The following is a 24567-nucleotide window of genomic DNA, read 5'->3' as shown; positions in this document are numbered from 1 at the left end:
ATTGTCAAAAATATTATTAGTAATTTTATTATTATTACTGTTTCCCCAAACCGTTATTCCGGAGTCTCGGGTATTTTTAAAGGTATTGCGACCAAATAGGATTTTGCTTGAATTATTGAGATAAACGGAATCATCAAACCCATCAAAAATAACGCCACGAATAAAGTTATCGTATGAACTGTGCACTTTAATACCATAGTCTTCGTTGATCGCTAATCGGTGGTTTTTTAATGTTAGATTGATTCGTCGGGCATCAATGCTGGTTCTTTGTGTATCAAGCATATCTAACGGTGAGTGCAGTACGATGGTTTGGTTTGATCCAAAAGTAAAAATCGCGTTGTCGAAGCCCAAAAACAAGTCAGGATGATCTTGCTTTAAATCCTCTTTCTCTATCCTACCGCTATTTCCATCCAAAAATCGGCTATTAATCAAAAACTGTCTTAAAGAACCAGCCCCATAATCATGGTTATTCAATACTGTACTGTAATTAATGCCAATATCTTGACCACTTGTCCCCCAAAAACCAACTGTTACACTACGAGAGAACTGAGTGGTTTTCTCAGGATACACTTGCACTGGAAGACAAGGTTCGCAGTTTCCTCTCGCCGAGTACAATTCACCGTCTAAATCGTTTCCCATGGCTGAGGTATAGTAGATGGTTAGGGTATACTTTCCACTTGGAACACCTGAAAACCAATATTGACCTGTTGAGTTAGTGGTTTCGTATCGAGTAAAACCAGGTCGATGCAATTGAATTAAGGTTGAAGCAAGCCCCGACATCCCCAAACTGGCTTCGTATGAGCGTGAGGTCCCACCAAAATTATAATCTTCAAAAATAGTGCCCGACACGGTCGCAGAGTAAACAATATTAGAAAATAGCATGCTCAAGAGTAATAACAGCAGCCTCATATTTTCACCTCTACCTTAATAATTCTTTGCGCTCTAAAATCACCCGCAACACAGGTTCCGGAGCTCTGCATTTCGGCGTGTTGCATACCATCATTAGAGACAAAACTGGATACACAGCTGATGGATGCCGTACATTGTTGTAAATTGCCACTAACGTCACTAAAGTCTATCACTGTGGTCGAACCGTTTGTACAGAGCATTGCGGGTTGGTTAATTGGCAATACCTTCTGAATCGCATGCTCCATGCCCGATCTTGCTGCCCATAGCGCTTTAGTTCCCAACATTTCATAACTCACACTCTGTTGGGAACGGCTGTTAATGTTGATCAGTATGGCTGCCAAACTAAAAAATACCACGATCGCAAAAACCATAACGATCAATGCGCTACCTTGCTGACGAGAGCTCATTTTATTGGGCATTAAGAATGTGCGCATTATGGTAAAACTCCATCTCATCACCGAATCGATTTAGGGTTAACTTTATGTGTAATAGCCCATGTTGTTGTAAACCTGAAGAGCCAAAATCAAACCCTGTTTTTGCTGGATTGATATGGGTGGCTATTAATACGCCAACACCACTCGATAACACATCATTTAAATTACTGTTTAATCCGTAGTTAGAGTAGCGATACATTGAACTACCTACCACACAGTACGCCACTGCACTATTTTGATAGATATAAAATCGAGAGGAAGCGGTCTGCTTTGACACATTTAAAGGGGACGTAAAAGGTAGTAGTTCAGGATCGGCATCAATATTGGCGATGTCTAATGGTTGAGTATCGGGACTGCTACTAGGATCGTAGATATCACTCACTTCATCCGGAAATATAGTGACCTGACAATTGGTGGCGTTACCAACCGTGCACTTAGCTTTTATATTCGACAGTTCATCGGCTGTAAACTGTCGAGAAAGAGGTAGATCATTAGTAGGAATAGTCAGTTTACTCGGGTTGTATTTACCCGCATAAATAATAGGCACAAACTCGGTACAACTCGAATCGGTTCGCAAGCTCATAGGTACTGAGTTTCTCACGTCTCGCTGTACTCTTTCTAATACAAAACGTGCTTCACTCAACATCTGGTCTCTATTTCGTGTATCCGAGTAGATACTACCGCCAATTAAACCAAAATTGATCAAGCCTAAGCTGATCACACCCAAAATTATGATGCTAACGACCATCTCAATCAATGTGAAACCATTACGCTTTCGCATCAAAAGTTACTCCTATAAGCAGAGAAACTATAGTCACTTCCCTGAGGTGTTTTCACTACCACATTGACATGTTTCAATAAGGTGCCGTTATTTGCCGTGCCATCGAGGTTATTCACTGGGTAGGTAACTTGAATGCATAACGAGAAATTATCATAGATAGCTGGCGCGGTCCCAATAATGGTCGAAGGCACGACAAAATCGGCATTCGCATTACACACGTTGTTATTACCGGTAATGAAATCATCTACGTCATTAAAAAAGATTTTAGTCGTTTCTCCCGCGTCTTTTCCAAGTGCTGCCAGTGCCGTGCAACTGTTTGGCACTAATGGTTCAGCAGGGTCTAACTCGCCACAACGCACTACACCACCTGCATGGTCTGAATTCTGATCAAATGAACGACTAAACACTTCCTGCAATGCCGCATTGGCAATTTCGGCAGAGCGCATTTGCGCAACAGGTTCGCCGATTTGTTTAACGGCTGGAAACATAAACGTCGACATCCCCACCATCACAATCGCGGTTAATACAATGGCGATAACACTTTCTAATAACGAAAATCCATTTTGTTTCAAGGGTATATTATTGACACTCACTGACATACCCCTCTTTGTTGATGGTTAAATTTAATGTCTGCCCACCCCCGGAAAAGGCGAGGGTATGCAATGCACCATCCGTAGGGCGACCTAAGGTATCAAAGAAAAACTGTGTGTTGTTATTATCTAAAGTGATCGTCACGGCATCTTTACTTTCTATTTCCACCAGAGCAGAGCAGTGCACGCCAACACAACCTACAGAGTCATCAAGTGACTCCATGCCTGGTTGTGAGCTGTCCCACCCCCAACCAACTCTTTTATTTGAGACCGTAATTTTGTATGGGCGACTGCCGTTAGTTTGCACATCATTCATTGCTTGGAGCTGAATACGTCGAAGGGAGGTGTTCGCAAGGTCGCAATAACCCCGCACAGAGTAGCTCTCAGAGGATGGAAAGCGCAGATAAACAGCCACTGAAATTATACCCAATAGCACCATCACAATAACCAGTTCGATGATTGTAAAACCTGACTGTTTTTTTGTTAATAATCGCGCCATTAACGAAACCATTGTTGCAGTTAATAATATGAATAATATCATGCATATCTGAATTTTATAACAGATTACAGTTATTTGTGAGTGCTTCTCATTCTTTTAGCTCTAAATGAATCTCATTTTACAGTCTTGTTGCCGATAAATTAGGCAGAGCTCAAATTTTATCTCCTCTACTCTTATTCTAGTAAAAAGAGAGGACTAACTTAGTTAAATCGAGATTTATCTTAGAAGCTCTGATAGATTAAGAAAATGTTAGTAAAAGGACAATAAAACATATGAAAGTAATCAGCTTTAATATCTAACCCCTGATAACAACCAATAAAATCAATTATTTAAAATACAAAATCCACCCTGATGACTACATTTTGTCTACACCTGTGTTGCACGGTCAAATTAAGCTTTGTTTATTTCACATTATAGCTGCCAGCGGAACTCCCTGTATCAATAACAACCAGTGCATCACGGGTAATGACCGTCACCACTGCAGCTGCAATTGCTTTCATTAGTGGTGAGTTCTGAGAATATTGCCCCTCAAGTACAAAGCCTTCTGCTTTCAACTCTTTCAATAGCTCTGCTTGAGTTGCCTCTTTACTTAGTGCCATATTACTTCCCCGCAAATACTGTTGTTGAGCCGTCTACATGCGGCTTGCCTGTGAATGGGCAAATACTTTGACAGGTGATCACCCCTGTTCCGCCATTTAGCTTTATGTTCTTAGCATTGATGATTTGGTCTTTAGTTATAGTGATGGTTTGCTGGCCGCCGATGGTTACTGTGTCGTTTTGGGAGATTACTTGAACCCGATTAGCCAGGGCTTTATATTTATCATCTAAGGTGATCACTGTGTTTCTCAGCTTACCAATGGTGGTAACCAACTCGCCTGCTGTGGCTACTTGCATGTTGCTTAATGAACCGAGCGTTAAGTTATCACCCGATAGCAAGCTAATAGCGCCAAGTGCCTCGATCACTTTCTTGCCTACCACCTCTTCAATGCTGTGCTCATCAATCACCAAATGATGTTGACCAAACTTTCCTTTGTATCGATGCGCCTTATCTAACTTTTCAAAAGCGGACTGGGTTTGATATTGGTCTGTTTTGTCAGTGGTATTGCCTGCCGCGTCAGTTTTGCGGCTGACCTCTGCACGTTGCTGTTGAAGCTGGTCACCGGGTTCGATTTCTGGCAATGCGTACTCTTGGCCATACACATTTCGAACGATGGGGTGATCATTGCGACCATAGGCAAAAGCGATTTCAACGATGCAGCCCTCACTTGGATACGCCATTAATCCTGCTTCACTGCCCGCCATGTTATTTGGTAGTGGAATTGAGCGGTACACCGGCACGCGTTTGTCCTGGTCTAGATTCTCATCAAGTAGCTGAACATCGACCGCAAAACGTGGACGAAACGCATCATTCACCTGCCCTGCTTTGGCTTCATCACGAACCGCGACCACTTGGCCAAACATTGGAAGATGAAAGCCTGCAGAGAGTTCTGGAAACATCTGTAAGCACTCTTTCTTTTTGGTGCTTTGAGTACTCTGCTGCCAATACGCTGTCATTTCATCTCCGATTAAATCTAACCGGCTTATTCTCTTTTCATTCACCATCACGCCAGGGCGCAGCATTGGAAAAGGCGCAAAGGTGATGTTGTCGCCATTGTGACGAGAGAGCAGATCATTAGGAATGGTCACTGGCTTATCGTGAAAACGGCTCTGCTCATAACTGCCACAATATATACGCTGTTCAATGTCCTGGTACCACACTAAATCAGGGACTGAAAAGGCGCGGCCAATGGCTTGCAAACATTGGTACCCATTGCCATTGCTGACAAAGTTTGGGATCACTGCATCGATGTAGCTCTCATCAGGCAACGTAAAATCTAAGCCCGTTTGGGTTTGCACCTGGTCTATCACTTCGCGCATGGTTGGGTGCTCAAGACTGATCGCCAGTTTGAAATTCAAGATGGCGGCGTTCTCTTTAACCGTTATCTTATGGTGACCATTTTCGGCGGGCTGCACTTTCTCAACGTAACCTTCAAGCCAGGGCTTAACGTTATTGTCATAGCCAATATCAAAACGAACGGCTTGGTGCTGTTGTGGTGCAACTTCACTTGCAATAGTGAAGATAGCAACACCACCTAAAGAGAGTTTTAAGCTCACCATGTGCTTGGCCAATGTCACTTCACTGTTGTTGATGTACAGGCGTTTTTCTAACTTCATAAACCAACGGCCTCTGCCTCTTTTAACGCTTGTTGATGGCGCGTGTTTTGTACTTGATCTGGTTTAGTTTTCTGCTTTTGACGTGTCTCTTTTTGCTCGGCCACACTGTTGTGCTCTCGAAGCTCAAACGAGACATTCCAAGCCAGTAAACTTTCATGCTCTCTGGCATTGATACGGCCCGTAAATTTCACATTGCGGATCTTTAATGCCAGGGCCATGTCATTACCAATGCGATACACTTTGCGGTTTTGCGCGTCATCTTTAGCAGAGGCCATTGCATAGAGCTGCGTGAGCTTTTCCACTTTGGCAAATGCGATACGGCCACTGAAGGTGAGTTTTTTACCTTTATCGCCTTGCTCTGCAGTATCGGTGCCAGAGGATTGGCCGCTCATGTCCTGGTCTTTTAGCTCCATCGACATTTCAATGCGCATCGAGTCGAGCCCCATCATCACACCATCGAGTGCTAACATAATCTCCCCTTTAGCAAAGTAACTGCTCAAAAAATGGCATTGGTTTATCGCTTATCATCAAACTGGCTAACGTGTGTTGATGATTGTTTGGTGCCGGTGCTTGTGAAAGTTGAGTGGCAATGCTTTCGTTACTTCCTGATAAAGCCATCGACCAGACACTGCCTTTAAGGTTTTTGAGCGCATTCATCTTGCTCTGAATCTCACTCAACGTAGCACTGCGTTTGACTGCTAAACCCTGCAGCTTATCGATCACGTTAGTCGCATCATCAGCCAGTGATTCAAGGGTGGCGATTTCACTGCCCTGCGCTGCTAAGTAGTCACCCAATGGATTGGCGTTTATCTTGGCACCTGGTTTAAAGCGCGGCTGAACAATAGCTGCAGGTTGGTGAAACTTATCTATTTCATTGGTGGTGAGTGCGTTTGCTTGCCTGGCCACTTGGCCCCAATCCGGCAACGTAAAGACAGAAACAAGATCGGCCAGTTGCGCGGCGAACGTTCCAAGCTGCGATGCACTGACCATTAAAGCGATTACGTGCAGATTGCCATTGGGTCTGTGCTTATCAGTATGATCACGAAGTTTACCCGCCAATGTTGCTATCGCTGTTTGTGGATTAAGGTAGCGACCAGAATCAAGCGTGGTACCCACATCAAACGTATACGGCGAAACAGTGATCACCGTGCCTGTTGAAAGCAGAGATTGAAGATCATTTCTTAAGCCTAACAACGCAGCTGCATCACCACTTAATGCACCACGCGAGTAATTCGCACATGCTTGCAGAGCTTGTAACCTGCCTATCGCACTGCTCATTTCAGACGCTACGCGAGTGGTGACCGCCTCGCTTTGGCTCTGAATGGTTTGGGCGCTGTTAGGCCATGATAGGCTTGATTGGGTCCACATCATTTACACCTTCGGCGCGACTGGCCACGGGTTGTCAGTTTGTATCTTTTGACGCGCCGCCAGGGCTTGAGTGTTGAGCTCATCGATTTCTGAAGTTGCAGCGCCCATCAATGCTTTTACATTGGCTTCAGCAAACAGTGGATCAACCATAGTGGTATAAAGCGCGCGGCGAGCATCATCAACGCGGTTGTATTCGCTCTCATACTGGTTTTGTAGGTTGGTTACCCAAGTGTTATTTATCCACTGATCGAATTGGGTGGTTGGTTTGTCTAGGATGAAACCGTCTTTGACCGGTCCCAATTCACTAACTACTTCCGAATGAGAGCCGTTAGACTCATCGTAAATTGTGACACCTCGATGATCTTCGATATATTCGGAGTTAATTGCTTTACCTGATTCATCTAATACAGCAATTACGGCAAAGCCATTTTTTGGTTCTAATGGTTTAGCTTGAAGAGCATCTTTAGGGATGTGATGTATACCACCTCGATATTCAGCCAATACGGGCTCAAGCACCTCTTTTGTTAATGGATTTACTGGGTAATAAGTTTTTTTATCTATGCTCATGACGGTTCCTTAAATTGCGATAGCCATTGATCGTGCAATGTTCCTAGGCCGTGTTTCATTTCCTCCTTCAGTTGAAATATAACCACTCTTATGCCCATAACTCGAGCTAACCGCTAATCCACCAGTGCTTCCTGAAGAAACATTTCCTCCAAATTTCCCAGTATGCGCATGAGCTTTAAATTCATCGTTTTGAAAAGTATTAATTGTTCGTAAATTATCAACTCCACGTCCTTGGTCTAGTACGCGTAAGAACTCTGCTCGAATCTCACCGGTGTTAATAGTGTTACCACTAACTAAATTTGGATAACGGCGAGCTAATCGCCAATAGACAGCGATAGGCAAATCAACGTTGATCTCCATAACAGCCCATTCTGGGGCTGTTATATCTAACCAGTAGAAAGGCATACCTACCTGATCGCCTGTATATGCAATCCAATAAAAAGGTTTACTGTTATCGGACCAACCAACATGTCGGTTTGACTCAAGTAAGGGCGATTTATTAACTAAGGACTCAACATTTGAATACCACTGCCAGTAACTAAGCTCTCCTGTTCCTACGTCTTTGGTGTAACAAACTTCTCCTACACTGTAAGCTCTTTGTGGACTATATAACTGAAACTGAGAAGTACGGATTAGAGCATTTACTTCTTGTTCTGTTGCATATTGTGGATGCGGATCACTCCCCGCAATGTGCTCAGCCAAACCGCCTTTCACTTGCTCATCAGTGGTACTTCCATCTGCATTTATCGTCACCAATTTTGCCACGTAGTGTTGAGCACCTTGCCCATCGACATAATCGGTAAGATCAGTTTCTGAGGCCGTAATGGCGAGTTTGTTTTCCCACACAGACAGCGAAGAGCCTTGGCGAACCACATCAACGTATAAACCAATTGGTTTTGTGGTGATGGTTTGAATAACCTCTTGCGCTAATACGCCACGCAAACCACCGACATACACCACACCAGGAGTGATTTTGTATTTGGTTGGGTCTGCTTGTTGAGTGATCGTAAAACCCTCAATGAAAGCAGTGTGGCCATAGGTATCAAGATTGGCCAAACGATGCTCTTCATCGATGCCGAGTAATCTGGCTTGATAATCAATTTGCCAGGTTGCGGCGTCCAAGGTAATCGCGGCAGTACTGGCAGCGCCCGTGTATTCCTGAACTAATGATTTGGTGCTGGCCATTCCCGATTCTTTGGTTTCACTGACCTTGTGCACCACCATGCCACACGAGTTAGGCACGTTCTTATCGCGCAGATAAATGGCATTAAAGGTAAATTCAGCGGCGCTACCTGGTATCACTACTGAATAGGCCAGTGCGTTCGGGCCAAGCTTGCCCACCTGGTCAATATCTTGTTGATGTACCCACGTTGATAGCTCTGGTAAACCGTTTTCACGATTAATCGGCATGCTGGAATCCAAACTAGGAATATAGGCAAAAATCATCTCGTTCATATCAGGAGACTTGCCAATACTGATTTGGTTTTGCAGGTAATGTTCAAACTCTAATGGGATCGCCGTTTGGCTCATAGTGTGTAACTCCCTTATTTAGCTAGCGACGCGCTGGCCACAAATACTTGTTGTTGATGTTCAACCGGTAACGGCTTAGTTAGCATCTCAACCGTCTCTTTGCTTTGCGCGTTAAACATCGCGAAATTATGTGAAAACTCCCCACTGGCTATAAACAGCGTGGATGGGTATGAGACTTGAAAACGGTAACGCCTACAGGTTCTGCCATACTGCTCAATCAAGGTCTGCAGCAGTCGGCTATTTTGTGAAATGTCGTTGTCTGTAAGCTCGATGGTACATACATCCCACTCACTGGCACTTTCACGCTCCTTGAACGCAATAATGCCAATATCCAATCGCTCAAAGATGGCTTTAAAACCCGCCACACTGCCCGAGTCTTTGGCGTTAATGGCAGCAAACTTCACCCGCTTTCTAAACAGTGATAACGGCTCATTGTTAAAGCGTTCAATGTCTTTGTCCCAGGCTTGAAGCGTGAGCAGAGATTCACTGCAGGTGAGTGCATCGGCTTGCGCTAAAGGAAGCATTAACCAGGAGCGAACTTTCAACCAAAACTGATGCACACCTTTTGATAAGAAGTGTGGCTCTTTTAGCTCTTCACTGGTTGTTTTTCCATCCTGCCACCAAGGGATCTCATTGTTTGGCAGCTCTGGTGAGTGATTGTTTTTATCAGGCACTGACCACCTCCGACACTGTTAGGCTTTGCAAACGTGGCTGCTCAATAGCGCTGATGATGTCCTCTTGCACTTGCCCGCCTACGGTGAGCTTTACCGATTCAACCAAATCCATGTGGTTGTGAATTTCACTGGCCATTTTCGACAAGCTGAACCGGCTATTTGGTTTGGCTCGAGTCATGCTTTGAAACGCTTGTGTTTCACGAAAAGCGGCACGAATACGCTGCTCTACTTCGTTTAGTTCTGATGTTTTTTGATTGCTGTCTAAATTGCTCATCAGTACCACATCAGCCACCACATCATAATTGGCATCAACAATTGCTTTGCAGATCAATACATCGCCATGGCCGTGATGGCCATCGTTCATAATGTGCGTGTTCAGATCATCCAAGATGTTTTGCGGCGTTGGGCCAACGTCCATCACAATAAATGCGTTCGCGGTGCCTGGCGTAATATGCCCCGTATTTTCAAAGTAGATGTTGTCGCTTCGAATGCCGGCAACACTGGCAATAATGGATCGATAGGCATCATCAATGTGCCAATTACCAGAGCTTGTGAACGCGTTCTGCAATCTGAGGGCTAACTCTTCATCAGTTTCAGTGTTCGCGCCAAGACGGGTTATCCAATCAGGCTCATTCACTGCCGATTCTATGCCTGGCAGTGTTTCAGCAATAATGTTGAAATAGCCTGCAGGTAAGTTAAACGCTGCGCCTGCATCGACAGCTTCAACCAAGACTTTTGATGATAACGTCCCCGAATCGATCATCGAATCGGCAAGTACCTTGAGTTGATACACCACCCCATTGATGGGCAGCGTTTGGATAATCGCGTCTTTGGCAACCGTGATAGCATCATCAATATTGGTTTTGGTTAAAGTGATATAGCCTTGAGTTTTCACCGCGACTTTCGGCGTGATGTTAAGCTCCCATGCTTTAAGCTCTAAAGCCCAGCGCTCGGCTGTGGCCACAAACATGTTTGGCATGATGTGGCCCGCGAGCAGAATTTGAATTAACCAGGCAACCGGAACAATCACAGCCGCTCGAACCCAGCGCCAGAACGGCGACATTTCTGAATCGTTAGAGACGTGACTGCCCGCCCCAACCACTTCAATTTTGAGTTTGGCTTCTAATTCCTCTTCGGTCACTGGCACATTGGATTGGGCCAATATGTCAATGAAATCAGGTTCGGGTCTTTTACTCACTCTGTCACCTCAATAGCAATGGTTTCATCGTAGTCATACGCGTTGGCGGTCAGGCTTATTTCACCAGGCTCCGTTTCACGTGCGGTGGCAGTGCCTGGAATAATGCGAATATCTGATTCAGCCTTTTGTTCTATTTGCACTAACACATCGGCGCGCAGTGCGGGGCTTCTCTGTCCAATAAGCAGACGAGCAAACCCTGCTTCCATGATGGCGTGTTTAATGTCCTGGGCGATGCTGTATAAATCGCTGCATTCGTTAGGTTGTTGCCCTGCATCCATCTGCCAACCGCCATCAATCACTTTAATGTCTATGTAGCTTTTATCCGGCATTGAGCTCTTCCCATTCACTAAGTTGATCAGGCGTAATGCCATTAGGCGCGGTAATGTAAACATCTCCATAAGATTTAACGCTGCCCGTTTGCGTGTTTTTGTTGCTGGTCAGCTGCGAAATAGCGGCAGCTGATGGACGCGCAATATTTTGAGGGTTCTTGTATGAAAGAACGTTTGGCGCATCAACAGACGGCATTAACTCACTCTGCGACGCAATGCTTGCCGATTTTATATCAACGGGTGTGTTTTGCTCTGCCTGCTTTGCAATATCCATCTCGGGTGCTGTAGGCATATCACCGGCGTTGAAGTCGATATCAATACCAGGGATCATATTGAGCTTATCGACTATCCACTCAATCACATCACCTAACATTTTGAAAATGGCCATGTCACCGAACGAGGCTTTTAAGTCGTCCCACCAATAGATTGCTGCAGCGAATGCGCCAATCAATAGCATGATCCCGCCAATTACCCATGTGATTGGGCTGGCCCAAAGTGCGGCATTAAACAACCAGGCTTGCGCGGTCGCTAACAACACATTAATTCTAAGAAAATTAAGCACCCCATTTAGTGCGGTCATGGTGACGGCCCAACCTGCAGACATCATCTGACCAACGCCCATTGCAAGAGAAAGCCCGGCAACAACGCCTCCAAGAGACAAACCCGCAATGGCTACCCATCCAAGAATTTCACCTAAGATTGGGAACTCATCCACCCAAGCGGTGATCACCATCATGCCATCGGCCATACTGCCAACCACCGCATTAATGGCGGGAAGAATTGCGCCAAACACTGAAGCGCGAACCGCAAACCATACCGACTGCAGACGCTCCCATTGGTCGGTCATCGCTGCTGCCATCTCTTCAGCTTTGCCCATGCCTTGCACGTTGCCCAGAGTTTCAATGCTCGATGCCAAACCATCTGTATCGGCCATTAACAACTTGATCATTGCGGTGGCCTCTTTAGTACCGAACGCTTTATCAAGCTCGGCGGATTCCGCTACATCTAAGGTATCGCCGTATTTACCTTTTAGTTTGTCCAGGATATCGAGCATAGGAAGCATCTCGCCCTGGCTATCAGTAAAGCTAACATTCAACGCATCTTGCGCTTTGGCAACACCGCCCAAGAACGCGCGGTATTTGGTACCCGCTTCACTGCCACTCATGGTCGATTGCAGTGAGCCTAAAATGGCCATCTGCTCTTCCATGGCTATACCTGCCGCCGTTGCATTGGCGCCAACACTGGTGAAAGCACTACTCATACCCGCACCCGTTGTTTTAAACATCTCAACAGATTGGGCCGTCATGCCTGCCACTTGTTGTGACCAAATTCCGGTACCCATCTCATTTGCTGAGTTTTTAAAGATGCCGTACATGGTGCCCATGTAATCGGTAATGGTGGCGGTATCGGCTTTGGTGGCCGCAGCCAGAACCGCAGAACTGGTGGTGATGTCGGCAAGGGCATTGCCATCAATATCACCAAAGGCGGATTTAATGTCGTACGCTGCCCCCACCACTTCGGTGGCTGATTTCCCGTATTTTGCAGAGAACATCAGCGCGCTACTCGATAAGGTTTTTAAGTCTTCATCGATAACACCCAGTGATTTCACTTCGCCCAGCTTTCTGTCCATCTCAATGGCAGGCATTAATGCGTTTTTAACAGCAAATCCCGTCGCGACTAAACCCGCAGCACCCGTTGCTACGTTTTGCATGCCTTTACGTCCTAAGTCCGTAGAGGCTTGCAACTCTTTGGTTATTCCGCGAAGGGGTTTGGTTACTTGATCAACCAAACCGACTTGCATTAGCAGCTTTTCATTCATTGAGACTCGATTACTTCCCTATGTTGTTTAACACATTCACAATGCCGTTATTAATGGCTATCTCTTGGCGCTTTCTAAAGTGGCTATCTAGCCAAAGTGCTCTTGCTAGATTGTGCTCATCATCCTCTTCCGTGGGTAAGAAATGGCGTCGCAGGGCCAGAGCTTGTTCAAAGACGTTCTCTTCAATTCGCTCTGCCCGCTCGGTTAGTTTTTTAGGGTGACTGTAATACCACCTTTAGATGCATTGCTCACTTCAGCAAACAGTTCAGAGACAAGACCAGGTACCGTGTTCATCAGCTCAAGCAGCTCGTCTTTCTTCTTAGGATCAACGGTGCGTGATAGGTACTGGTGCATTGGTGCCACTTTGTTGTTGGGCATCATCTCGTTCATGTAATTGTTGTGATCGCTTACTGTTGGCGTAAACGAAAACTCACTATCAGCAATCATCACAACGACAGGTTTATTTTTAATTTTCATGCGGCATCTCTTTGTTTAAGAACATTCATCATTTGCGTAAAGCCTGTTTCAATTTGGCGCTCAACTCGCTCGCCCAGGTCTTTCAGCTCTTCTTTGGTAGCATGGTTTCGTGCAACGTAAATTTTGTATTCAGACATCTCTCTGGTCAGTCTGAAGAGGTAGCCAATCAGCAGGCTAAGTAACAGTGTGAGAAACGTTGCCAAAGCAACTAAGGCGTTTAACCAACTCGCTTCCATCTAACCCCCTTTTAACGTCTGTTTCAGTGCGTTAATCGCGCCCAGTGGCTTAACCCCTAACGACACCTGTTTGTCTTGCGAGCGTTTATGAATATTGATACCCAATACCGCGAGCCCAATACCAAACAATGGAGTCATGGCCACCACACTGTTCATCACGTTCGCCGCCTCTTTGGGATGAAAGACCATCACGAACGCTACACCTAAAAACAGCATTACCCAGGCGGCGCACATCGAGTAACCCCATGTTGGGCGCCATCTTCGAACATAAGGATCGTTACTGGCCAATTCCGCCTGCATGGTGGCGTGTTGCTGAGTAAGAGCTAGCTTTCGCTCTTCACTTTCAAGCTTGGCGTGCTCAAGAGCCAACTGTTTAAGCTCGACTTGATGCTCCATTTCAAGCGACTTTAAGGCCAGCAGTGCATCAGGGTTATTCATTAGTTCTTGTTCAATGGCTTGCGGCGTATTTTCAACCCCTAACGCATTGGCAACCAAGCCGCCAACCCCCGCGCCAACTGGCCCACCAATCAAGGTACCGATAAGCGGTGCGGCGCTGCCAATTAGGGATTTAATGCTTTCCCACATAGTTAGTCCTTAACGATAGTGAGCTGCGCAGGTTTGCCGCCTAGCTCTTTCATGAGTGAGTTAAATGCAGCAGTAGAATTGACCACTGCCCATTCGCCATTCACAAAACCAAAATCCACACCTGGTGCTAAACAGCCCTCTAAGTCTTGCGGTGAGTTGGCTTTGTGCATCAAAATATGGGTGCGTAAGCTTGGTCCTGTTCGAGTCACGCCCAGGGTTTTCTCTTCCAATGCGTAACACTTACCAAAACGCGGCGATTTGTGAGGAAACAAGGTGTAAGTCCCTTCCACAATGCACGATTTACTCGGTTGGTTGTTGAGCATTGGACGCTCGGCAATACAACACACTTTGCTGCCATCTTGGCGGTGCAGTGTTGAATAGGTGCCGTGCTCAAAGTAGCGGCGTTTCATTACATAGTGCTTCATGATAAAAATCCTTGTTCGAGTAGAGCTTGGCAATCTATGCAGTACTGACAACCTTGAACATGTATGCGTCGTAGCTCTGGGATGTCTTGCCCGCACTCCTTACATTCGGTTGCACTAACTGACAGAGGTTTGTGCTTTGTTCGTTCCAACTGCTGAGCCAGTGCTAACTCGGTAAACTGGGTTTCAATACCGCTGGCGTGGTCAAATAGATCTGGCATGGTTTCCCCTTATTCGAGCTACACCAAACCGCGTGTATCATCAGTGCTTAAATACGGAATGCCATTGATACGAACGAACAGTGGACTGGTCACAAAGCCTTTTAATTTGCGCTTGGTTTTGTCACTGCTGCTTGGGTCAACACTGAGCAAGTCAGCAATAACTAGCTTCACGCCAAACAGCTCAACTTTATCTTCATCGCTGCCGTTATTGGCATAGAACATACAATCATCTGGTTCAATACCGCGCCAACTGCCCGCTTTTCGCGCTGCTTGTTGAAGTTTGCGAAAGTTGTTTAAATCCACTTCGTATTCAACATCGCAAGTTGCGGCGCCATCGGTATAGCCGTCAGTGACACCACGGGTCATGGCAACCGCGGATTCATCGTTAATGGTGGCGGTGGCCGATTCGACATGGATCATGATGCCTAATGCGGTGCAATCGAAGTTGCGGCCTGTAAATTTAGCGGTCATTGATTACTCTCCTAATCGCTTGTTGAGCATGATGCCAATGGTGATGGACGTCGGGCACTCGTACGGGCTAACCGAAAGCAAGATCTCAACCTCCTCGCTATTAATCCAAGTGATGGTGATGTCCTCTTCACGAGGCGGTTTTATTTCGCCAGGGAACTCGTAATCCCCAATCGTTTGACTGATTGCCATCTCACGCAGATCTTTGGTGAAATAGAGCTTGGCCGATGCTTCGCTGCCAGGCGTTGAATTAAACTCTCGGTCAGCAATACGGGCGATACCACGAACGCGAACTTTACGCGCAGCTTTCATGGCCACTCGAATATGGCGAATGTCTTGAAAATCACCACCTGGTTCATCAAGGGTGCGGCCTGTTGTGAAGTATTGACCTGGATAGTCGGGGTACCACATCGGCACCGCATAACGGTTACTTTCTAGGGTCTTGAGTATCGAAAGCGTAAGCGCTTTACCCTCTTTGTCTACGGCCAGTTCTGAGCTGCCAAGAATGCTGCCTGTTTTTACTCTGGCAGGAGAATCCGCAATAGAGACTTCTTGATTGGCGAGACGACCGGCATACAAACCCACAGTTGAATTATTCAGATGAACTTGAGGCACCACGGTGATGTATTCACTGGCAACACCTGCTTGAATCGCTGATGTTGCAGCAAGCCATGCCGCCCATGTTTTCCCTGTTTCGGCAGTGCTATCGATCGCCGCCGTGGTGCAGATAACAAACGTTTCACGACCAAGCTTGTTTTTAAGCTCAGTGCGAAGTGCTACCGCTTGCTCTAAAAAGGCTTTATCTGGTGCAGGGAAGTTGAGCACAAAGGCTTCAAAGCTTGAGGTTTCATTGGCAAGATTCACAGCGTCTTGCCAATTATCGGCTTTATCCAACACCATCACGCCTGCGGTCCAATCCTGCTTGCCGTTAAGCTGCGCCGCTTTCATGGTGGTAAGCAGTTCTGCATCTGCTGCAGATAACACATCGTCTAAGTCACTGGTGCTATCAACCATGATGAGATGACGCTCATTTCCTACCACAGTGCCGTAACCGACAAACAGGAAATGAAATTCAACACCCGCAATGGGCCCGCGCATCATGTTTAAGATTTTGATGAGTACTTTTGGCCATGCCATGTTTATTTGCTCCTGTTTCGTTTCAATTCACGTTTGATGATCATTGCGGCTCTTTTGGGTTTGATACCAATCAATCGGCGCTCTGCTCTATCAACTGTCCACTTTCTAGCGGGTTTCTTATTCTCTAAATCACTGATCACTTTGGCCGCTTCACCTACAGTCATGTTTTGGGTAATGAACTTAATGGTGGCTCGCTTACCCTTCTTTTGACGTCCTTGTGTCGGTAATCGAAAATCTAACCCTCTTAGCTCTTTGGCTTGCTCTCTGGTAGCAGGATCAGTTTTCTTCGGCTCTTTGGCTTTTTTAGCCTGGTTAAAACGTTGCTGCAGTCCGCTTGATTCGGCTTGGCCAGTATGGTGTGCCATAGCAACCGTGCCTCGCCTTGATGGCCACCCCACAACTAACGTTCGGTTGTTGTCCTTTTGAAAATGTTTGAGCTTCTTAGTGAAACCGCGCATCATCTTCTTACGCCCTTTTTGCCTTTTCTCCCACGGTGTGCCATCTGGATTGCGCTGAGAACGTATGTTTCGTTTTGTCTCTTTGGCGATGTAGCTGCCGAGTTTTTTCAGAATTCGTGTCCGGCTCTTCTTATCAAGACTGAGTAAATCCAATTGCTCTTGAACACGCAGGTAGCTCTTTTTATCAACTTGAAACTTAAGCACGATGATTCACCGTTACATCAAGTAATCGCTTGGCGGTGTAGACTTCATACGCTTCAATGCTCCAGCGTTTGTTATTCCAGTGAACTAGCCCGTTTGGGTCTTCAATCACTTTTACTGCCTCTTCAAACTCAAGGTTGATTAGTATCTCTGCGCTGCTCTCATCTTCCATGACGATTTCAATGTCAGGGCCGCTCAAATCTGTATCATCACGCTCGCTATCATGGTCCATTAACCACGCACCCACGTTGGCGAATAAAACGGCGGGGTCATACTCTTTAAACGGGAAGCCTTCAAAGAGAAAATCAACGTCATAACGCTGAACCATAATGTTGAATCCTTCGCCCATATGTTTAGGGCTTAAGATCAACTGCACACTCCCCATTTCACAGTTCATGCGTTTGGCAATCTTATCGCCCAGGAGCGAAATCAAATGCGCTTTCAAATCACGTAACTTATGGCCCGCTTGATATTGCGTAGTCATAACAAAGCCACTGATGAGCGATTAAGCCCGCACATGTTACGAATGATGCGCTGACTCTCTGCCAGTAGTTCGCTTTTTGTCTCTTCACTTCGATTGGCCAAGTTGTCACCCTCTTTACGTTGGTGAACGGTGGCAACGTCGGGCAGTAAATCGGCTTTGGCCCTGGCATTAACCGCAGATTCGTACTGGATAACAACACGGTTTTTACCGTCAATTTTCGGAAACGCGACGACATCAACCGCTTTGACAATGCCCTCTGCCATGTATTGGGTTTTCAGCATTTCAAGCTGCAGGTTCACTTCAGCCGCAGCGTTGGCCACAGCGATGGCAATTCGTTCGCTATCTTGGGAAGCAGGCAGGCCACGACGTTTTTCAAAATCACCGGCATTCAAGTTAGGCCAAAAGCCATCGTTCTCGATTACGGTGTTTTGATAGTCCGTAGTTGGTGAGCCATTAAACATACTGCTTCCTTAACGCTAGTTCGAAATAGGTGCGCCTCTCGCCACTGAGTCGACGGAATAAACAAAGTAATGAATTACGTGTTCTTCCTCGTCAGCCGAGGCGCGACGGCTTAGGAGTCTATAAACGCCCTTCTTGAATCGCTCGAATGCGTTGCTGTATCTTATCCATCATGGTTTTTACACCTACGTTGGCATACTGCTTGTCGGCTTCTTCGAGGTAGTTCAAGGCTTTTTCTAACACTTCAATGTCACCCACTGCGGTTGCTTTGGGCTCTCCATCGCTATCACGCAATAGGTGTAAACCTGCAAACTTAAACCATTTAGCGGTGAGCTTTTCATTAATGCGCCAGGTCTCTCGAACCTTATAAAACACATCAGTGAAATATGGTTCTACGCTGTGACCTTGATTGGCCATTTTCTCCGACCACTTGAGCACTTCATCTGAGCAGAAAGTGGCAAAGTCTCGGTTGAATCGCTCTGGTGTATCAAGCTCGCGTTCAATGGCTTTATCACACCAATCAATTGCGGTTTCGAGATCTTCAATATCAAATAACCAGATGATCAGCTGCGCAAATACAGGGTTATCGTACTGTTCACCCGATTCCAAATACGCGGTGACATACGGGCGATACTTCGGCACTAACACTTCACGCTTGTGCTTGATTTTGTCTTCAATTCGATTGAAACCAGATAGGAAACGAATGTCTGTTTCTAGGTCCAATAGATGAAGGTGTAAACTTTTCGCGGTATCAACCCCCGTTTCGGTGATGGGTGTTGGTGCTGCCTTGGAAATGAGTGCCTGGCGTTGTTTCGCTAAAGGACTAGCCATAGTTAAACCGTCACACTTTCAATAGCTGCAAATTTATCAAGATCACCAATCGCGTAACCTTCCATTCGAAGATAAGAGTTTTCAAACTGCTTACGGTCTTCTTCATTACGGGCCTTACGCCACTGTGTGCCCTTCTGCGTTAAGATTTGCAGGTTCTTCAAGCTGGTAATCCAAATCTGATTGGGTTTGAAGAATGGCGGCGTATACACCTTCATACCAGCGACAGTGGTTGCAAGGCTCTGAGCTGATTTGTTTTCGGTTGGTGTGTCTGCAGCTTCAAGCAAACGGTGCTGCTCTGAAGCCACTAAGTCTGAACCAATCAATGCCACCAAATCAGGGTTACCACGATGTACTTCGTGAATGGTGGTGTTCTTCAGATCGTTAACCAGGCTATCAAGATTCTTATATGAATTGGCAGCGACACCAGTTGGATCGATAACGGCAGAGGCTAATACTTGAGCTGCTGCTTTCTCTTTCGCAATAGTTAGCCAACCTTTGTTAACATCTTCACCATTTGGATTGGTTGCAGGATCAGTTGTTAACGCGATACTGGTACCGTGGAAACCTACACGCAGCATATCGAGCGCATAGTTTCGGGTGATGGCAGCGTTCATCAATTTAATGAATTCACCAGAGCTACCAGAGTTTGCCCACAGTGTTAACGTTGCCCACATGATCGCGGCGCATGAATCGGTTTCAACCAACTCAAAAGTATTTCCATCCATGCCAAGCTTTGAGCGAAAACGCCCATCTTTAACACGACCCGTTAACAGTGCTCCGGTACCAACATCGACAACTTGGCCTTTGATTTGGTCAACACTTTGTACTGAAATCAGATTTAAAAATGAGTCTGAATGTACGATAGCTTGGCGCAGCTTAGTTTCAATGACAGGTGATATTGTAAAAAGCTCTGCCGTATTTACGCCTGCAACAATGGCAGCTTTGGCGACAGATTCGCAGTACTTCTGTAAGTATGTTGTGGCTTGTGCATTAAACATTAAAGTGCCTCCGCCGATGATTGGCCTTCACCTTTCGGCTCTTGGTTGGGCACTTCTTGTTTAAGTGCATTAAATTGGGTTTCCATGTCACCTTGCTTAGTCAGTAATGTATCTAACTTGCTTGATAACTGACCGAACTGCTCAGAAGTAATGGCTTCGGATTCGCCCTCTTCTTTCTTTGGTTCTGGTTCTTGATTAGGTGCTGCAGAGAACTGTTTTACCTGAGTGGAAAACTCGGTTTGTTTTGATTCAAGTTCAGTTTGCTTCTCTTCAATCGTCTCCAGCTTGCCCATCATTTGGTTAAACTGCTCTTTGTTCATAGGGTCTTCTTCCTCATCGGTTTCAGAAGTGGTTTGTTCAATAGTGGGTAATTGGCCGCCGGAGCTGAAGAAATTAGCAATCGTTGAAAACGCACTAGCAATCAAGCTGTGATCTCTTTGCAAAACGTCGCTTAAATCTAACTCTTCTAATTGGCTGTACTCATGGCTAAATTCTTCATCAGTGTTTTTTGAGAATTTAAGGAGTGTGGTTCCAGTAGAGGCCGGGGAATCGGTAACAGCTAGCCCCATCAAATAGCAGCGACCACTACCACAAAAATCAGGATCGGGTTCAATGGACATGAATAGCTTTTGACCATCGGTATTAGCAGCAAGTAAGTATTTGTTGGGTGTGATTTTTACTAAAAGGCGGTACTTACCCGCGCGCTTTTCAGATTTAACTTCGTCGACAGTTCCCCAGTTTTTACCTTCAAATTTATCCCACCGGCTACGGGCATGCTCAGGCCAGATAAGCGCACCATATTCAGTCATTGAATATTGGTCTGCCATATCTTCAATCCACTGCTTAGTGATGGTGCGACCATCAATGGTGGCCCCTTCCGTTGCAGCGATTTTCCAACCTGTCTGTTTACTCATGCTTTTTACTCTTAGATGTCTGTCAGTAGATATCGATTAACGGCAAGAATACGAGCTTGAGAAAGGGAAATCATTCGATTGAATTCCAACAAATTCGGATATGACTCAAAACAGAATTTATCGGAAGTTACCCTCACTATTTACAACAATTTGATGGGTATTATCGGGTTTATGGCATACACAAAAGAAATTAGAGACGCGGCGAAAAGCCTTTATATGCGTACATGGACCCCGAGCGAAATCGCTGCTGAACTTAAGCTAAATAGTGATCGTATTATTTACTATTGGGCTGATAAGTACGGCTGGCGTGATTCGCTTCGAGAAAATTCTATTGAAGAGTCGATAGCTCGTAGAGTGGAGATGTTATTAGCACTACCGGAGAAAACCGATCAGCAGTTAAAAGAACTCACCAAGCTTATAGAGCATCACGTAAAACTTAAAAAACAGCGTGTTGAATTAGAGCTTAAAAAGAACCGTGGTAATGAGTTTTCAGAGGATGAGCCTCCAAAACCAGTCAGTAAAAAACAGAGCTGTTCACAATCTACTAGCAAGAAGAAGAAAAAAGGAAAGGCTGGCAAAAATGACATCTCTGAACTGAGCAAAGAGAGCTTTAAAGATTGGCATAACTCTCTGTTCAAATATCAGTTAACCATGCGCGATAACTTGCATCAGCGTATTCGAAATATCCTAAAGTCTCGACAAATTGGTGCCACATACTACTTTGCTGGTGAGGCATTAGAGGATGCCATTTTAACCGGCGACAACCAGATTTTCTTATCAGCTTCTCGCGCCCAGGCGGAGGTGTTTAGGAGTTACATTATTGCGTTGGCCAAAGAGTTCTTAGACATCGAGCTCACTGGCAATCCAATCGTACTATCAAATGGCGCCGAACTTCGGTTCTTATCAACCAATAGTAAAACGGCGCAAAGTTATCATGGGCACGTCTACATCGATGAGTATTTCTGGATACCCAAGTTTGATGAACTTAATAAACTGGCTTCGGCGATGGCTACGCACACTAAATGGCGTAAAACGTATTTCTCAACGCCATCTAGTAAAGTACATGCGGCGTATCCATTTTGGACTGGTGACTCTTGGAAGAAAGGCCGTAGTTCTCGTGAAAGCCTTGAGTTCCCATCATTCAAGCAGATGCAAAAAGGGATTGTCTGCCCAGACAAACAGTGGCGTTACATCGTCACCATAGAGGATGCCGTAAAAGGTGGCTGTGAGCTTTTTGATATTGATGAACTTCGGGATGAATACAACAAGTCTGATTTTGATAACTTGTTCATGTGTATTTTCGTTGATGATTCACACTCTGTTTTCAAGTTTAACGATCTTGAAAAGTGCATGATTGATATAAGCCGGTGGCGAGATTATAAGCCTAATGCGCCATCCCCTTTTGGCCGTCGAGAGGTGTGGTTAGGTTATGACCCATCACGAACCAGAGATAATGCATGTTTGGTTGTAATTGCCCCACCAATCGTTGCACCTGAGCAATTTAGAGTGCTAGAGAAACACTATTGGCGTGGTCTTAATTTTCAGCACCATGTGTCGCAGATAGATAAGGTATTTCAGCGTTATAACGTGACCTATATTGGTGTGGATACCACGGGTATTGGTGGCGGCGTATGGGATTTAGTGCAAGCAAAATACCCACGTGAAGCGGTGGCCATCCATTACAGCAATGAAAACAAGAACCGGCTCGTTTTGAAAATGATTGATGTGATTGAAAGTGGTCGACTGACTTTTGATGCTGAACATAAAGACATTGCGATGGCGTTCATGGCTATTAAACGAACCAGTACCAACAGCGGCAACATGATGACATTCAAAGCCGAGCGAAGTGAAACCACAGGCCATGCTGATGCATTTTGGGCTATTTCTCACGCCATTATTAATGAGCCGCTCGATCACCAACAACAACGTAAATCAACTTGGCAGACCTGCGCATGACCGATACACAACCGACAGAGAATAACGACAGTTTGATGTTCACCTTTGGGCAGCCAGAGATTATGGACAGTGGATTTAACAACTATGAATACAGTGAGCTTTTCTATAATGACACTGATGATTATTGGGAACCTCCACTCGACAGAACCGGGTTAAACAAGCTCACCAGGGCGAATGCTTACCACGGTTCTATTTTGATGGCTCGACGTAACATGATCTCAGGTCGATTCATGAAAGGTGGAATGCTTAAACAGCAGGTGCAAGCTGCAGTGCATGATTTTTTAGAGTTCGGTGATACGGCTATTTTAAAAATCAGAGATCACTTTGGCCGTGTGGTTCGGTTGCATCCCCTACCTGCAATGTATTTGCGTAAGAACAAAAAAGGTAATTACTGGTTATTAGAACGTGACGATAAAAAGAGAGCTTACAAAGCCGATGACATTATCTTTATTAAGCAGTATGACCCTGCACAACAAGTGTATGGCTCACCAGATTACTTAGGTTGTGTTCAATCTGCGCTTCTTAATAGTGACGCGACCACATTCCGTCGCCGATACTACAAGAACGGTTTGCATATGGGCTTCATTTTTTACGCAACAGACCCGAACCTGAGTAAAGATGATGAGAGTGATTTAAAAGAGAAGATGGCATCAAGCCGTGGTGTTGGTAACTTTCGTTCGATGTTCATTAATATCCCCAACGGTAAAGAGAAAGGAATTCAATTAATCCCAGTTGGTGACATTGCGACCAAAGATGAGTTCGAGAAGATAAAGAACGTAACCGCGCAAGAAGTGCTAACTGGTCACCGCTTCCCTGTTGAGCTCGCGGCCATTATTCCAAATGGTGGTACGCGTGGCGACCCCATCAAATTTAACCAGGTGTACACGCAAAATGAAGTGATACCTGCCTGCAGTATGTTTATGGATGCGGTCAACAACGACAGTGAAGTGCCGAAAAGCTTACATTTTGAGTTCAATCTGTCTAATGGGGAGGCTATTTAAACTCGTTTTTACACTGCAGTTTATTTCAGTTTTACTTTTTGCCATGAAGTCTTGCTGTATAAGGCTTCAAGCATATTTAAGAGATCGTTTCGAGATCTTCCAAGATCGTTAATAATATGACGCAAAGCGCAACACGACCAATGATATCAACAACTTAATTATTTGTATTGCCAAGTTCGAGATCTTTTAAACTGAAATAAGGTGAAATAAATTTCAACTTTTCAGTTTTGAATTTCGAAGAATTGACAGTTTTTGTATACACCAAAACGATGAAGAACCCTGTATACAAGGGCTCTCTAGCCAATCACTACCCTGCTCGCCTGGCGCAGAAATGAAGAACTCAAAACTGCAAAAAAAGTGACCGTTTTTACGTCGCAGGCGGGTAGGAGGAGTGCGATTTCCGTGAGGTCAGTTTCACTTAGTGTGGGTGTAGTTAATGAAGATTTAATCAGGAAATTAACATGTGTTATAAGTAGTAATTGAATAGGTGCTAGCAACATAGCACCTATTCTTGTCTGTTATTTTTTATTCGTGATTTCTGAAAACATTCTCAGTTCTTTTTTTAAGTTGGTCTACAATGTCATCAATCAGCGTTTTCTTTGATTTTGAACGATTATATGGGAATTTTAAATATTTTATTATGAATGCTAACTCTTTACTATTATATTCATTCAAGTAAGCTTCAACTTCATCAAATTTATTTAAATTAGACTTCTCAAAAAAATCAAACTTTCTTATTTCAAGTTCAAGACCCAACTTATCAATCTGCTGTGGTTTTTTATCGCTAATTTCAATATTATTAATTAG

32 protein-coding genes are annotated in these 24567 nt (G+C 45.1%); 2 read left to right on the top strand and 30 right to left on the bottom strand.

Annotated elements, in window-relative coordinates; all coding sequences use genetic code 11:
* The 29 genes from L4C32_RS16320 to L4C32_RS16180 form a co-directional block, all read right to left on the bottom strand.
* On the bottom strand, nucleotides 1–909 hold a 909-nt coding region (locus L4C32_RS16320), incomplete at its 3' end, for a carboxypeptidase-like regulatory domain-containing protein (RefSeq protein WP_428197957.1).
* Complete coding sequence (locus L4C32_RS16315) at nucleotides 906–1343, bottom strand: hypothetical protein (RefSeq protein ID WP_428197956.1); 438 nt, start codon at nucleotides 1341–1343, stop codon at nucleotides 906–908. The genes L4C32_RS16320 and L4C32_RS16315, both read right to left, overlap by 4 nt.
* The gene (locus L4C32_RS16310; protein WP_428197955.1) at nucleotides 1318–2124 is read right to left on the bottom strand and encodes a PulJ/GspJ family protein; all 807 of its coding nucleotides are present in this window, start codon (nucleotides 2122–2124) and stop codon (nucleotides 1318–1320) included. The genes L4C32_RS16315 and L4C32_RS16310 overlap by 26 nt, the downstream gene beginning before the upstream one ends.
* Complete coding sequence (locus tag L4C32_RS16305) at nucleotides 2124–2723, bottom strand: type IV pilus modification PilV family protein (RefSeq protein ID WP_428197954.1); 600 nt, start codon at nucleotides 2721–2723, stop codon at nucleotides 2124–2126. The genes L4C32_RS16310 and L4C32_RS16305 overlap by 1 nt, the downstream gene beginning before the upstream one ends.
* Nucleotides 2704–3213, bottom strand: coding sequence for a type IV pilin protein (locus L4C32_RS16300; protein WP_428197953.1), 510 nt, complete (start codon nucleotides 3211–3213; stop codon nucleotides 2704–2706). Before L4C32_RS16300 ends, L4C32_RS16305 begins: the two co-directional genes overlap by 20 nt.
* Nucleotides 3214–3614: 401 nt before the next feature.
* Nucleotides 3615–3812: a hypothetical protein gene (locus L4C32_RS16295; protein ID WP_428197952.1), complete on the bottom strand. Its 198-nt coding sequence runs from the start codon at nucleotides 3810–3812 to the stop codon at nucleotides 3615–3617.
* Nucleotide 3813: 1 nt separating this feature from the next.
* Entirely contained in the window at nucleotides 3814–5427 is a 1614-nt protein-coding gene (locus L4C32_RS16290) for a hypothetical protein (protein WP_428197951.1), read from the bottom strand.
* Nucleotides 5424–5897 carry a baseplate complex protein gene (locus L4C32_RS16285; RefSeq protein ID WP_428197950.1) on the bottom strand — a complete coding sequence of 158 codons (474 nt, stop codon included), beginning with the start codon at nucleotides 5895–5897 and terminating at the stop codon, nucleotides 5424–5426. Before L4C32_RS16285 ends, L4C32_RS16290 begins: the two co-directional genes overlap by 4 nt.
* 10 nt (nucleotides 5898–5907) lie before the next feature.
* The gene (locus tag L4C32_RS16280) at nucleotides 5908–6798 is read right to left on the bottom strand and encodes a hypothetical protein (RefSeq protein WP_428197949.1); all 891 of its coding nucleotides are present in this window, start codon (nucleotides 6796–6798) and stop codon (nucleotides 5908–5910) included.
* Nucleotides 6799–7362, bottom strand: coding sequence for a hypothetical protein (locus tag L4C32_RS16275; RefSeq protein ID WP_428197948.1), 564 nt, complete (start codon nucleotides 7360–7362; stop codon nucleotides 6799–6801). It lies immediately after the preceding gene.
* Nucleotides 7363–7371: 9 nt separating this feature from the next.
* Nucleotides 7372–8892 carry a phage tail-collar fiber domain-containing protein gene (locus L4C32_RS16270; RefSeq protein WP_428197947.1) on the bottom strand — a complete coding sequence of 507 codons (1521 nt, stop codon included), beginning with the start codon at nucleotides 8890–8892 and terminating at the stop codon, nucleotides 7372–7374.
* A 14-nt stretch (nucleotides 8893–8906) separates the two neighbouring features.
* Nucleotides 8907–9566, bottom strand: coding sequence for a phage tail protein (locus L4C32_RS16265; protein WP_428197946.1), 660 nt, complete (start codon nucleotides 9564–9566; stop codon nucleotides 8907–8909).
* Nucleotides 9559–10764, bottom strand: coding sequence for a baseplate J/gp47 family protein (locus tag L4C32_RS16260; RefSeq protein WP_428197945.1), 1206 nt, complete (start codon nucleotides 10762–10764; stop codon nucleotides 9559–9561). Before L4C32_RS16260 ends, L4C32_RS16265 begins: the two co-directional genes overlap by 8 nt.
* Complete coding sequence (locus L4C32_RS16255; protein ID WP_428197944.1) at nucleotides 10761–11093, bottom strand: DUF2590 family protein; 333 nt, start codon at nucleotides 11091–11093, stop codon at nucleotides 10761–10763. Before L4C32_RS16255 ends, L4C32_RS16260 begins: the two co-directional genes overlap by 4 nt.
* Nucleotides 11083–12912 carry a phage tail tape measure protein gene (locus tag L4C32_RS16250; protein WP_428197943.1) on the bottom strand — a complete coding sequence of 610 codons (1830 nt, stop codon included), beginning with the start codon at nucleotides 12910–12912 and terminating at the stop codon, nucleotides 11083–11085. The genes L4C32_RS16255 and L4C32_RS16250 overlap by 11 nt, the downstream gene beginning before the upstream one ends.
* Before the next feature lie 10 nt (nucleotides 12913–12922).
* Complete coding sequence (locus tag L4C32_RS16245; RefSeq protein ID WP_428197958.1) at nucleotides 12923–13066, bottom strand: DUF6890 family protein; 144 nt, start codon at nucleotides 13064–13066, stop codon at nucleotides 12923–12925.
* Nucleotides 13067–13116: 50 nt separating this feature from the next.
* Nucleotides 13117–13389 (bottom strand): putative phage tail assembly chaperone, encoded by a 273-nt coding sequence (locus tag L4C32_RS16240; protein ID WP_428197942.1) that lies wholly within the window; start codon nucleotides 13387–13389, stop codon nucleotides 13117–13119.
* Complete coding sequence (locus tag L4C32_RS16235) at nucleotides 13386–13625, bottom strand: hypothetical protein (RefSeq protein WP_428197941.1); 240 nt, start codon at nucleotides 13623–13625, stop codon at nucleotides 13386–13388. The genes L4C32_RS16240 and L4C32_RS16235 overlap by 4 nt, the downstream gene beginning before the upstream one ends.
* Nucleotides 13626–14210 (bottom strand): 3TM-type holin, encoded by a 585-nt coding sequence (locus L4C32_RS16230; protein WP_428197940.1) that lies wholly within the window; start codon nucleotides 14208–14210, stop codon nucleotides 13626–13628.
* Between the two features lie 2 nt (nucleotides 14211–14212).
* Entirely contained in the window at nucleotides 14213–14635 is a 423-nt protein-coding gene (locus L4C32_RS16225) for a DUF5675 family protein (protein ID WP_428197939.1), read from the bottom strand.
* Complete coding sequence (locus L4C32_RS16220) at nucleotides 14632–14853, bottom strand: TraR/DksA C4-type zinc finger protein (RefSeq protein ID WP_428197938.1); 222 nt, start codon at nucleotides 14851–14853, stop codon at nucleotides 14632–14634. The genes L4C32_RS16225 and L4C32_RS16220 overlap by 4 nt, the downstream gene beginning before the upstream one ends.
* 18 nt (nucleotides 14854–14871) lie before the next feature.
* Nucleotides 14872–15324 carry a phage protein gene (locus tag L4C32_RS16215; RefSeq protein ID WP_428197937.1) on the bottom strand — a complete coding sequence of 151 codons (453 nt, stop codon included), beginning with the start codon at nucleotides 15322–15324 and terminating at the stop codon, nucleotides 14872–14874.
* A gap of 3 nt (nucleotides 15325–15327) precedes the next feature.
* On the bottom strand, nucleotides 15328–16458 hold the full coding sequence (locus L4C32_RS16210; RefSeq protein ID WP_428197936.1) for a DUF2586 domain-containing protein: 1131 nt from the start codon (nucleotides 16456–16458) through the stop codon (nucleotides 15328–15330).
* A gap of 2 nt (nucleotides 16459–16460) precedes the next feature.
* The gene (locus tag L4C32_RS16205; RefSeq protein ID WP_428197935.1) at nucleotides 16461–17120 is read right to left on the bottom strand and encodes a phage virion morphogenesis protein; all 660 of its coding nucleotides are present in this window, start codon (nucleotides 17118–17120) and stop codon (nucleotides 16461–16463) included.
* The gene (locus L4C32_RS16200) at nucleotides 17113–17601 is read right to left on the bottom strand and encodes a phage tail protein (protein ID WP_428197934.1); all 489 of its coding nucleotides are present in this window, start codon (nucleotides 17599–17601) and stop codon (nucleotides 17113–17115) included. Before L4C32_RS16200 ends, L4C32_RS16205 begins: the two co-directional genes overlap by 8 nt.
* A complete protein-coding gene (locus tag L4C32_RS16195) occupies nucleotides 17598–18062 on the bottom strand; it encodes a head completion/stabilization protein (protein WP_428197933.1) in 465 nt (154 codons plus the stop codon). Before L4C32_RS16195 ends, L4C32_RS16200 begins: the two co-directional genes overlap by 4 nt.
* Before the next feature lie 118 nt (nucleotides 18063–18180).
* On the bottom strand, nucleotides 18181–18891 hold the full coding sequence (gene gpM / locus L4C32_RS16190; RefSeq protein ID WP_428197932.1) for a phage terminase small subunit: 711 nt from the start codon (nucleotides 18889–18891) through the stop codon (nucleotides 18181–18183).
* A 2-nt stretch (nucleotides 18892–18893) separates the two neighbouring features.
* Nucleotides 18894–19889, bottom strand: coding sequence for a phage major capsid protein, P2 family (locus tag L4C32_RS16185; RefSeq protein WP_428197931.1), 996 nt, complete (start codon nucleotides 19887–19889; stop codon nucleotides 18894–18896).
* Nucleotides 19889–20803 carry a GPO family capsid scaffolding protein gene (locus L4C32_RS16180; RefSeq protein WP_428197930.1) on the bottom strand — a complete coding sequence of 305 codons (915 nt, stop codon included), beginning with the start codon at nucleotides 20801–20803 and terminating at the stop codon, nucleotides 19889–19891. The genes L4C32_RS16185 and L4C32_RS16180 overlap by 1 nt, the downstream gene beginning before the upstream one ends.
* A 171-nt stretch (nucleotides 20804–20974) precedes the next feature.
* Between L4C32_RS16180 and L4C32_RS16175 the strand changes: the two genes are divergently transcribed.
* Nucleotides 20975–22759, top strand: a complete 1785-nt coding sequence (locus tag L4C32_RS16175) for a terminase large subunit domain-containing protein (RefSeq protein WP_428197929.1) — start codon at nucleotides 20975–20977, stop codon at nucleotides 22757–22759.
* Nucleotides 22756–23760 (top strand): phage portal protein, encoded by a 1005-nt coding sequence (locus L4C32_RS16170; protein ID WP_428197928.1) that lies wholly within the window; start codon nucleotides 22756–22758, stop codon nucleotides 23758–23760. Before L4C32_RS16175 ends, L4C32_RS16170 begins: the two co-directional genes overlap by 4 nt.
* Nucleotides 23761–24285: 525 nt before the next feature.
* On the opposite strand, the gene L4C32_RS16165 is transcribed toward L4C32_RS16170, so the two are convergent.
* On the bottom strand, nucleotides 24286–24567 hold a 282-nt coding region (locus tag L4C32_RS16165), incomplete at its 5' end, for a hypothetical protein (protein WP_428197927.1).

The sequence above is a fragment of the Aliivibrio kagoshimensis genome, assembly GCF_050337105.1.
In the GTDB taxonomy this organism is placed as follows: domain Bacteria; phylum Pseudomonadota; class Gammaproteobacteria; order Enterobacterales; family Vibrionaceae; genus Aliivibrio_A; species Aliivibrio_A kagoshimensis.
Note: the sequence above shows the minus strand (reverse complement) of the source record. Positions and strands in the feature narration are given on the sequence as shown.

What these genes read in the sequence shown, in the direction of transcription:
- L4C32_RS16315 (WP_428197956.1), bottom strand. Translation starts at nt 1,343, where the DNA reads ATGCGCACATTCTTAATGCCCAATAAAATGAGCTCTCGTCAGCAAGGT.
- L4C32_RS16310 (WP_428197955.1), bottom strand. Translation starts at nt 2,124, where the DNA reads ATGCGAAAGCGTAATGGTTTCACATTGATTGAGATGGTCGTTAGCATC.
- L4C32_RS16305 (WP_428197954.1), bottom strand. Translation starts at nt 2,723, where the DNA reads ATGTCAGTGAGTGTCAATAATATACCCTTGAAACAAAATGGATTTTCG.
- L4C32_RS16300 (WP_428197953.1), bottom strand. Translation starts at nt 3,213, where the DNA reads ATGGCGCGATTATTAACAAAAAAACAGTCAGGTTTTACAATCATCGAA.
- L4C32_RS16295 (WP_428197952.1), bottom strand. Translation starts at nt 3,812, where the DNA reads ATGGCACTAAGTAAAGAGGCAACTCAAGCAGAGCTATTGAAAGAGTTG.
- L4C32_RS16290 (WP_428197951.1), bottom strand. Translation starts at nt 5,427, where the DNA reads ATGAAGTTAGAAAAACGCCTGTACATCAACAACAGTGAAGTGACATTG.
- L4C32_RS16285 (WP_428197950.1), bottom strand. Translation starts at nt 5,897, where the DNA reads ATGTTAGCACTCGATGGTGTGATGATGGGGCTCGACTCGATGCGCATT.
- L4C32_RS16280 (WP_428197949.1), bottom strand. Translation starts at nt 6,798, where the DNA reads ATGATGTGGACCCAATCAAGCCTATCATGGCCTAACAGCGCCCAAACC.
- L4C32_RS16275 (WP_428197948.1), bottom strand. Translation starts at nt 7,362, where the DNA reads ATGAGCATAGATAAAAAAACTTATTACCCAGTAAATCCATTAACAAAA.
- L4C32_RS16270 (WP_428197947.1), bottom strand. Translation starts at nt 8,892, where the DNA reads ATGAGCCAAACGGCGATCCCATTAGAGTTTGAACATTACCTGCAAAAC.
- L4C32_RS16255 (WP_428197944.1), bottom strand. Translation starts at nt 11,093, where the DNA reads ATGCCGGATAAAAGCTACATAGACATTAAAGTGATTGATGGCGGTTGG.
- L4C32_RS16250 (WP_428197943.1), bottom strand. Translation starts at nt 12,912, where the DNA reads ATGAATGAAAAGCTGCTAATGCAAGTCGGTTTGGTTGATCAAGTAACC.
- L4C32_RS16240 (WP_428197942.1), bottom strand. Translation starts at nt 13,389, where the DNA reads ATGAAAATTAAAAATAAACCTGTCGTTGTGATGATTGCTGATAGTGAG.
- L4C32_RS16235 (WP_428197941.1), bottom strand. Translation starts at nt 13,625, where the DNA reads ATGGAAGCGAGTTGGTTAAACGCCTTAGTTGCTTTGGCAACGTTTCTC.
- L4C32_RS16230 (WP_428197940.1), bottom strand. Translation starts at nt 14,210, where the DNA reads ATGTGGGAAAGCATTAAATCCCTAATTGGCAGCGCCGCACCGCTTATC.
- L4C32_RS16225 (WP_428197939.1), bottom strand. Translation starts at nt 14,635, where the DNA reads ATGAAGCACTATGTAATGAAACGCCGCTACTTTGAGCACGGCACCTAT.
- L4C32_RS16220 (WP_428197938.1), bottom strand. Translation starts at nt 14,853, where the DNA reads ATGCCAGATCTATTTGACCACGCCAGCGGTATTGAAACCCAGTTTACC.
- L4C32_RS16215 (WP_428197937.1), bottom strand. Translation starts at nt 15,324, where the DNA reads ATGACCGCTAAATTTACAGGCCGCAACTTCGATTGCACCGCATTAGGC.
- L4C32_RS16210 (WP_428197936.1), bottom strand. Translation starts at nt 16,458, where the DNA reads ATGGCATGGCCAAAAGTACTCATCAAAATCTTAAACATGATGCGCGGG.
- L4C32_RS16200 (WP_428197934.1), bottom strand. Translation starts at nt 17,601, where the DNA reads ATGACTACGCAATATCAAGCGGGCCATAAGTTACGTGATTTGAAAGCG.
- L4C32_RS16195 (WP_428197933.1), bottom strand. Translation starts at nt 18,062, where the DNA reads ATGTTTAATGGCTCACCAACTACGGACTATCAAAACACCGTAATCGAG.
- gpM (WP_428197932.1), bottom strand. Translation starts at nt 18,891, where the DNA reads ATGGCTAGTCCTTTAGCGAAACAACGCCAGGCACTCATTTCCAAGGCA.
- L4C32_RS16185 (WP_428197931.1), bottom strand. Translation starts at nt 19,889, where the DNA reads ATGTTTAATGCACAAGCCACAACATACTTACAGAAGTACTGCGAATCT.
- L4C32_RS16180 (WP_428197930.1), bottom strand. Translation starts at nt 20,803, where the DNA reads ATGAGTAAACAGACAGGTTGGAAAATCGCTGCAACGGAAGGGGCCACC.
- L4C32_RS16175 (WP_428197929.1), top strand. Translation starts at nt 20,975, where the DNA reads ATGGCATACACAAAAGAAATTAGAGACGCGGCGAAAAGCCTTTATATG.
- L4C32_RS16170 (WP_428197928.1), top strand. Translation starts at nt 22,756, where the DNA reads ATGACCGATACACAACCGACAGAGAATAACGACAGTTTGATGTTCACC.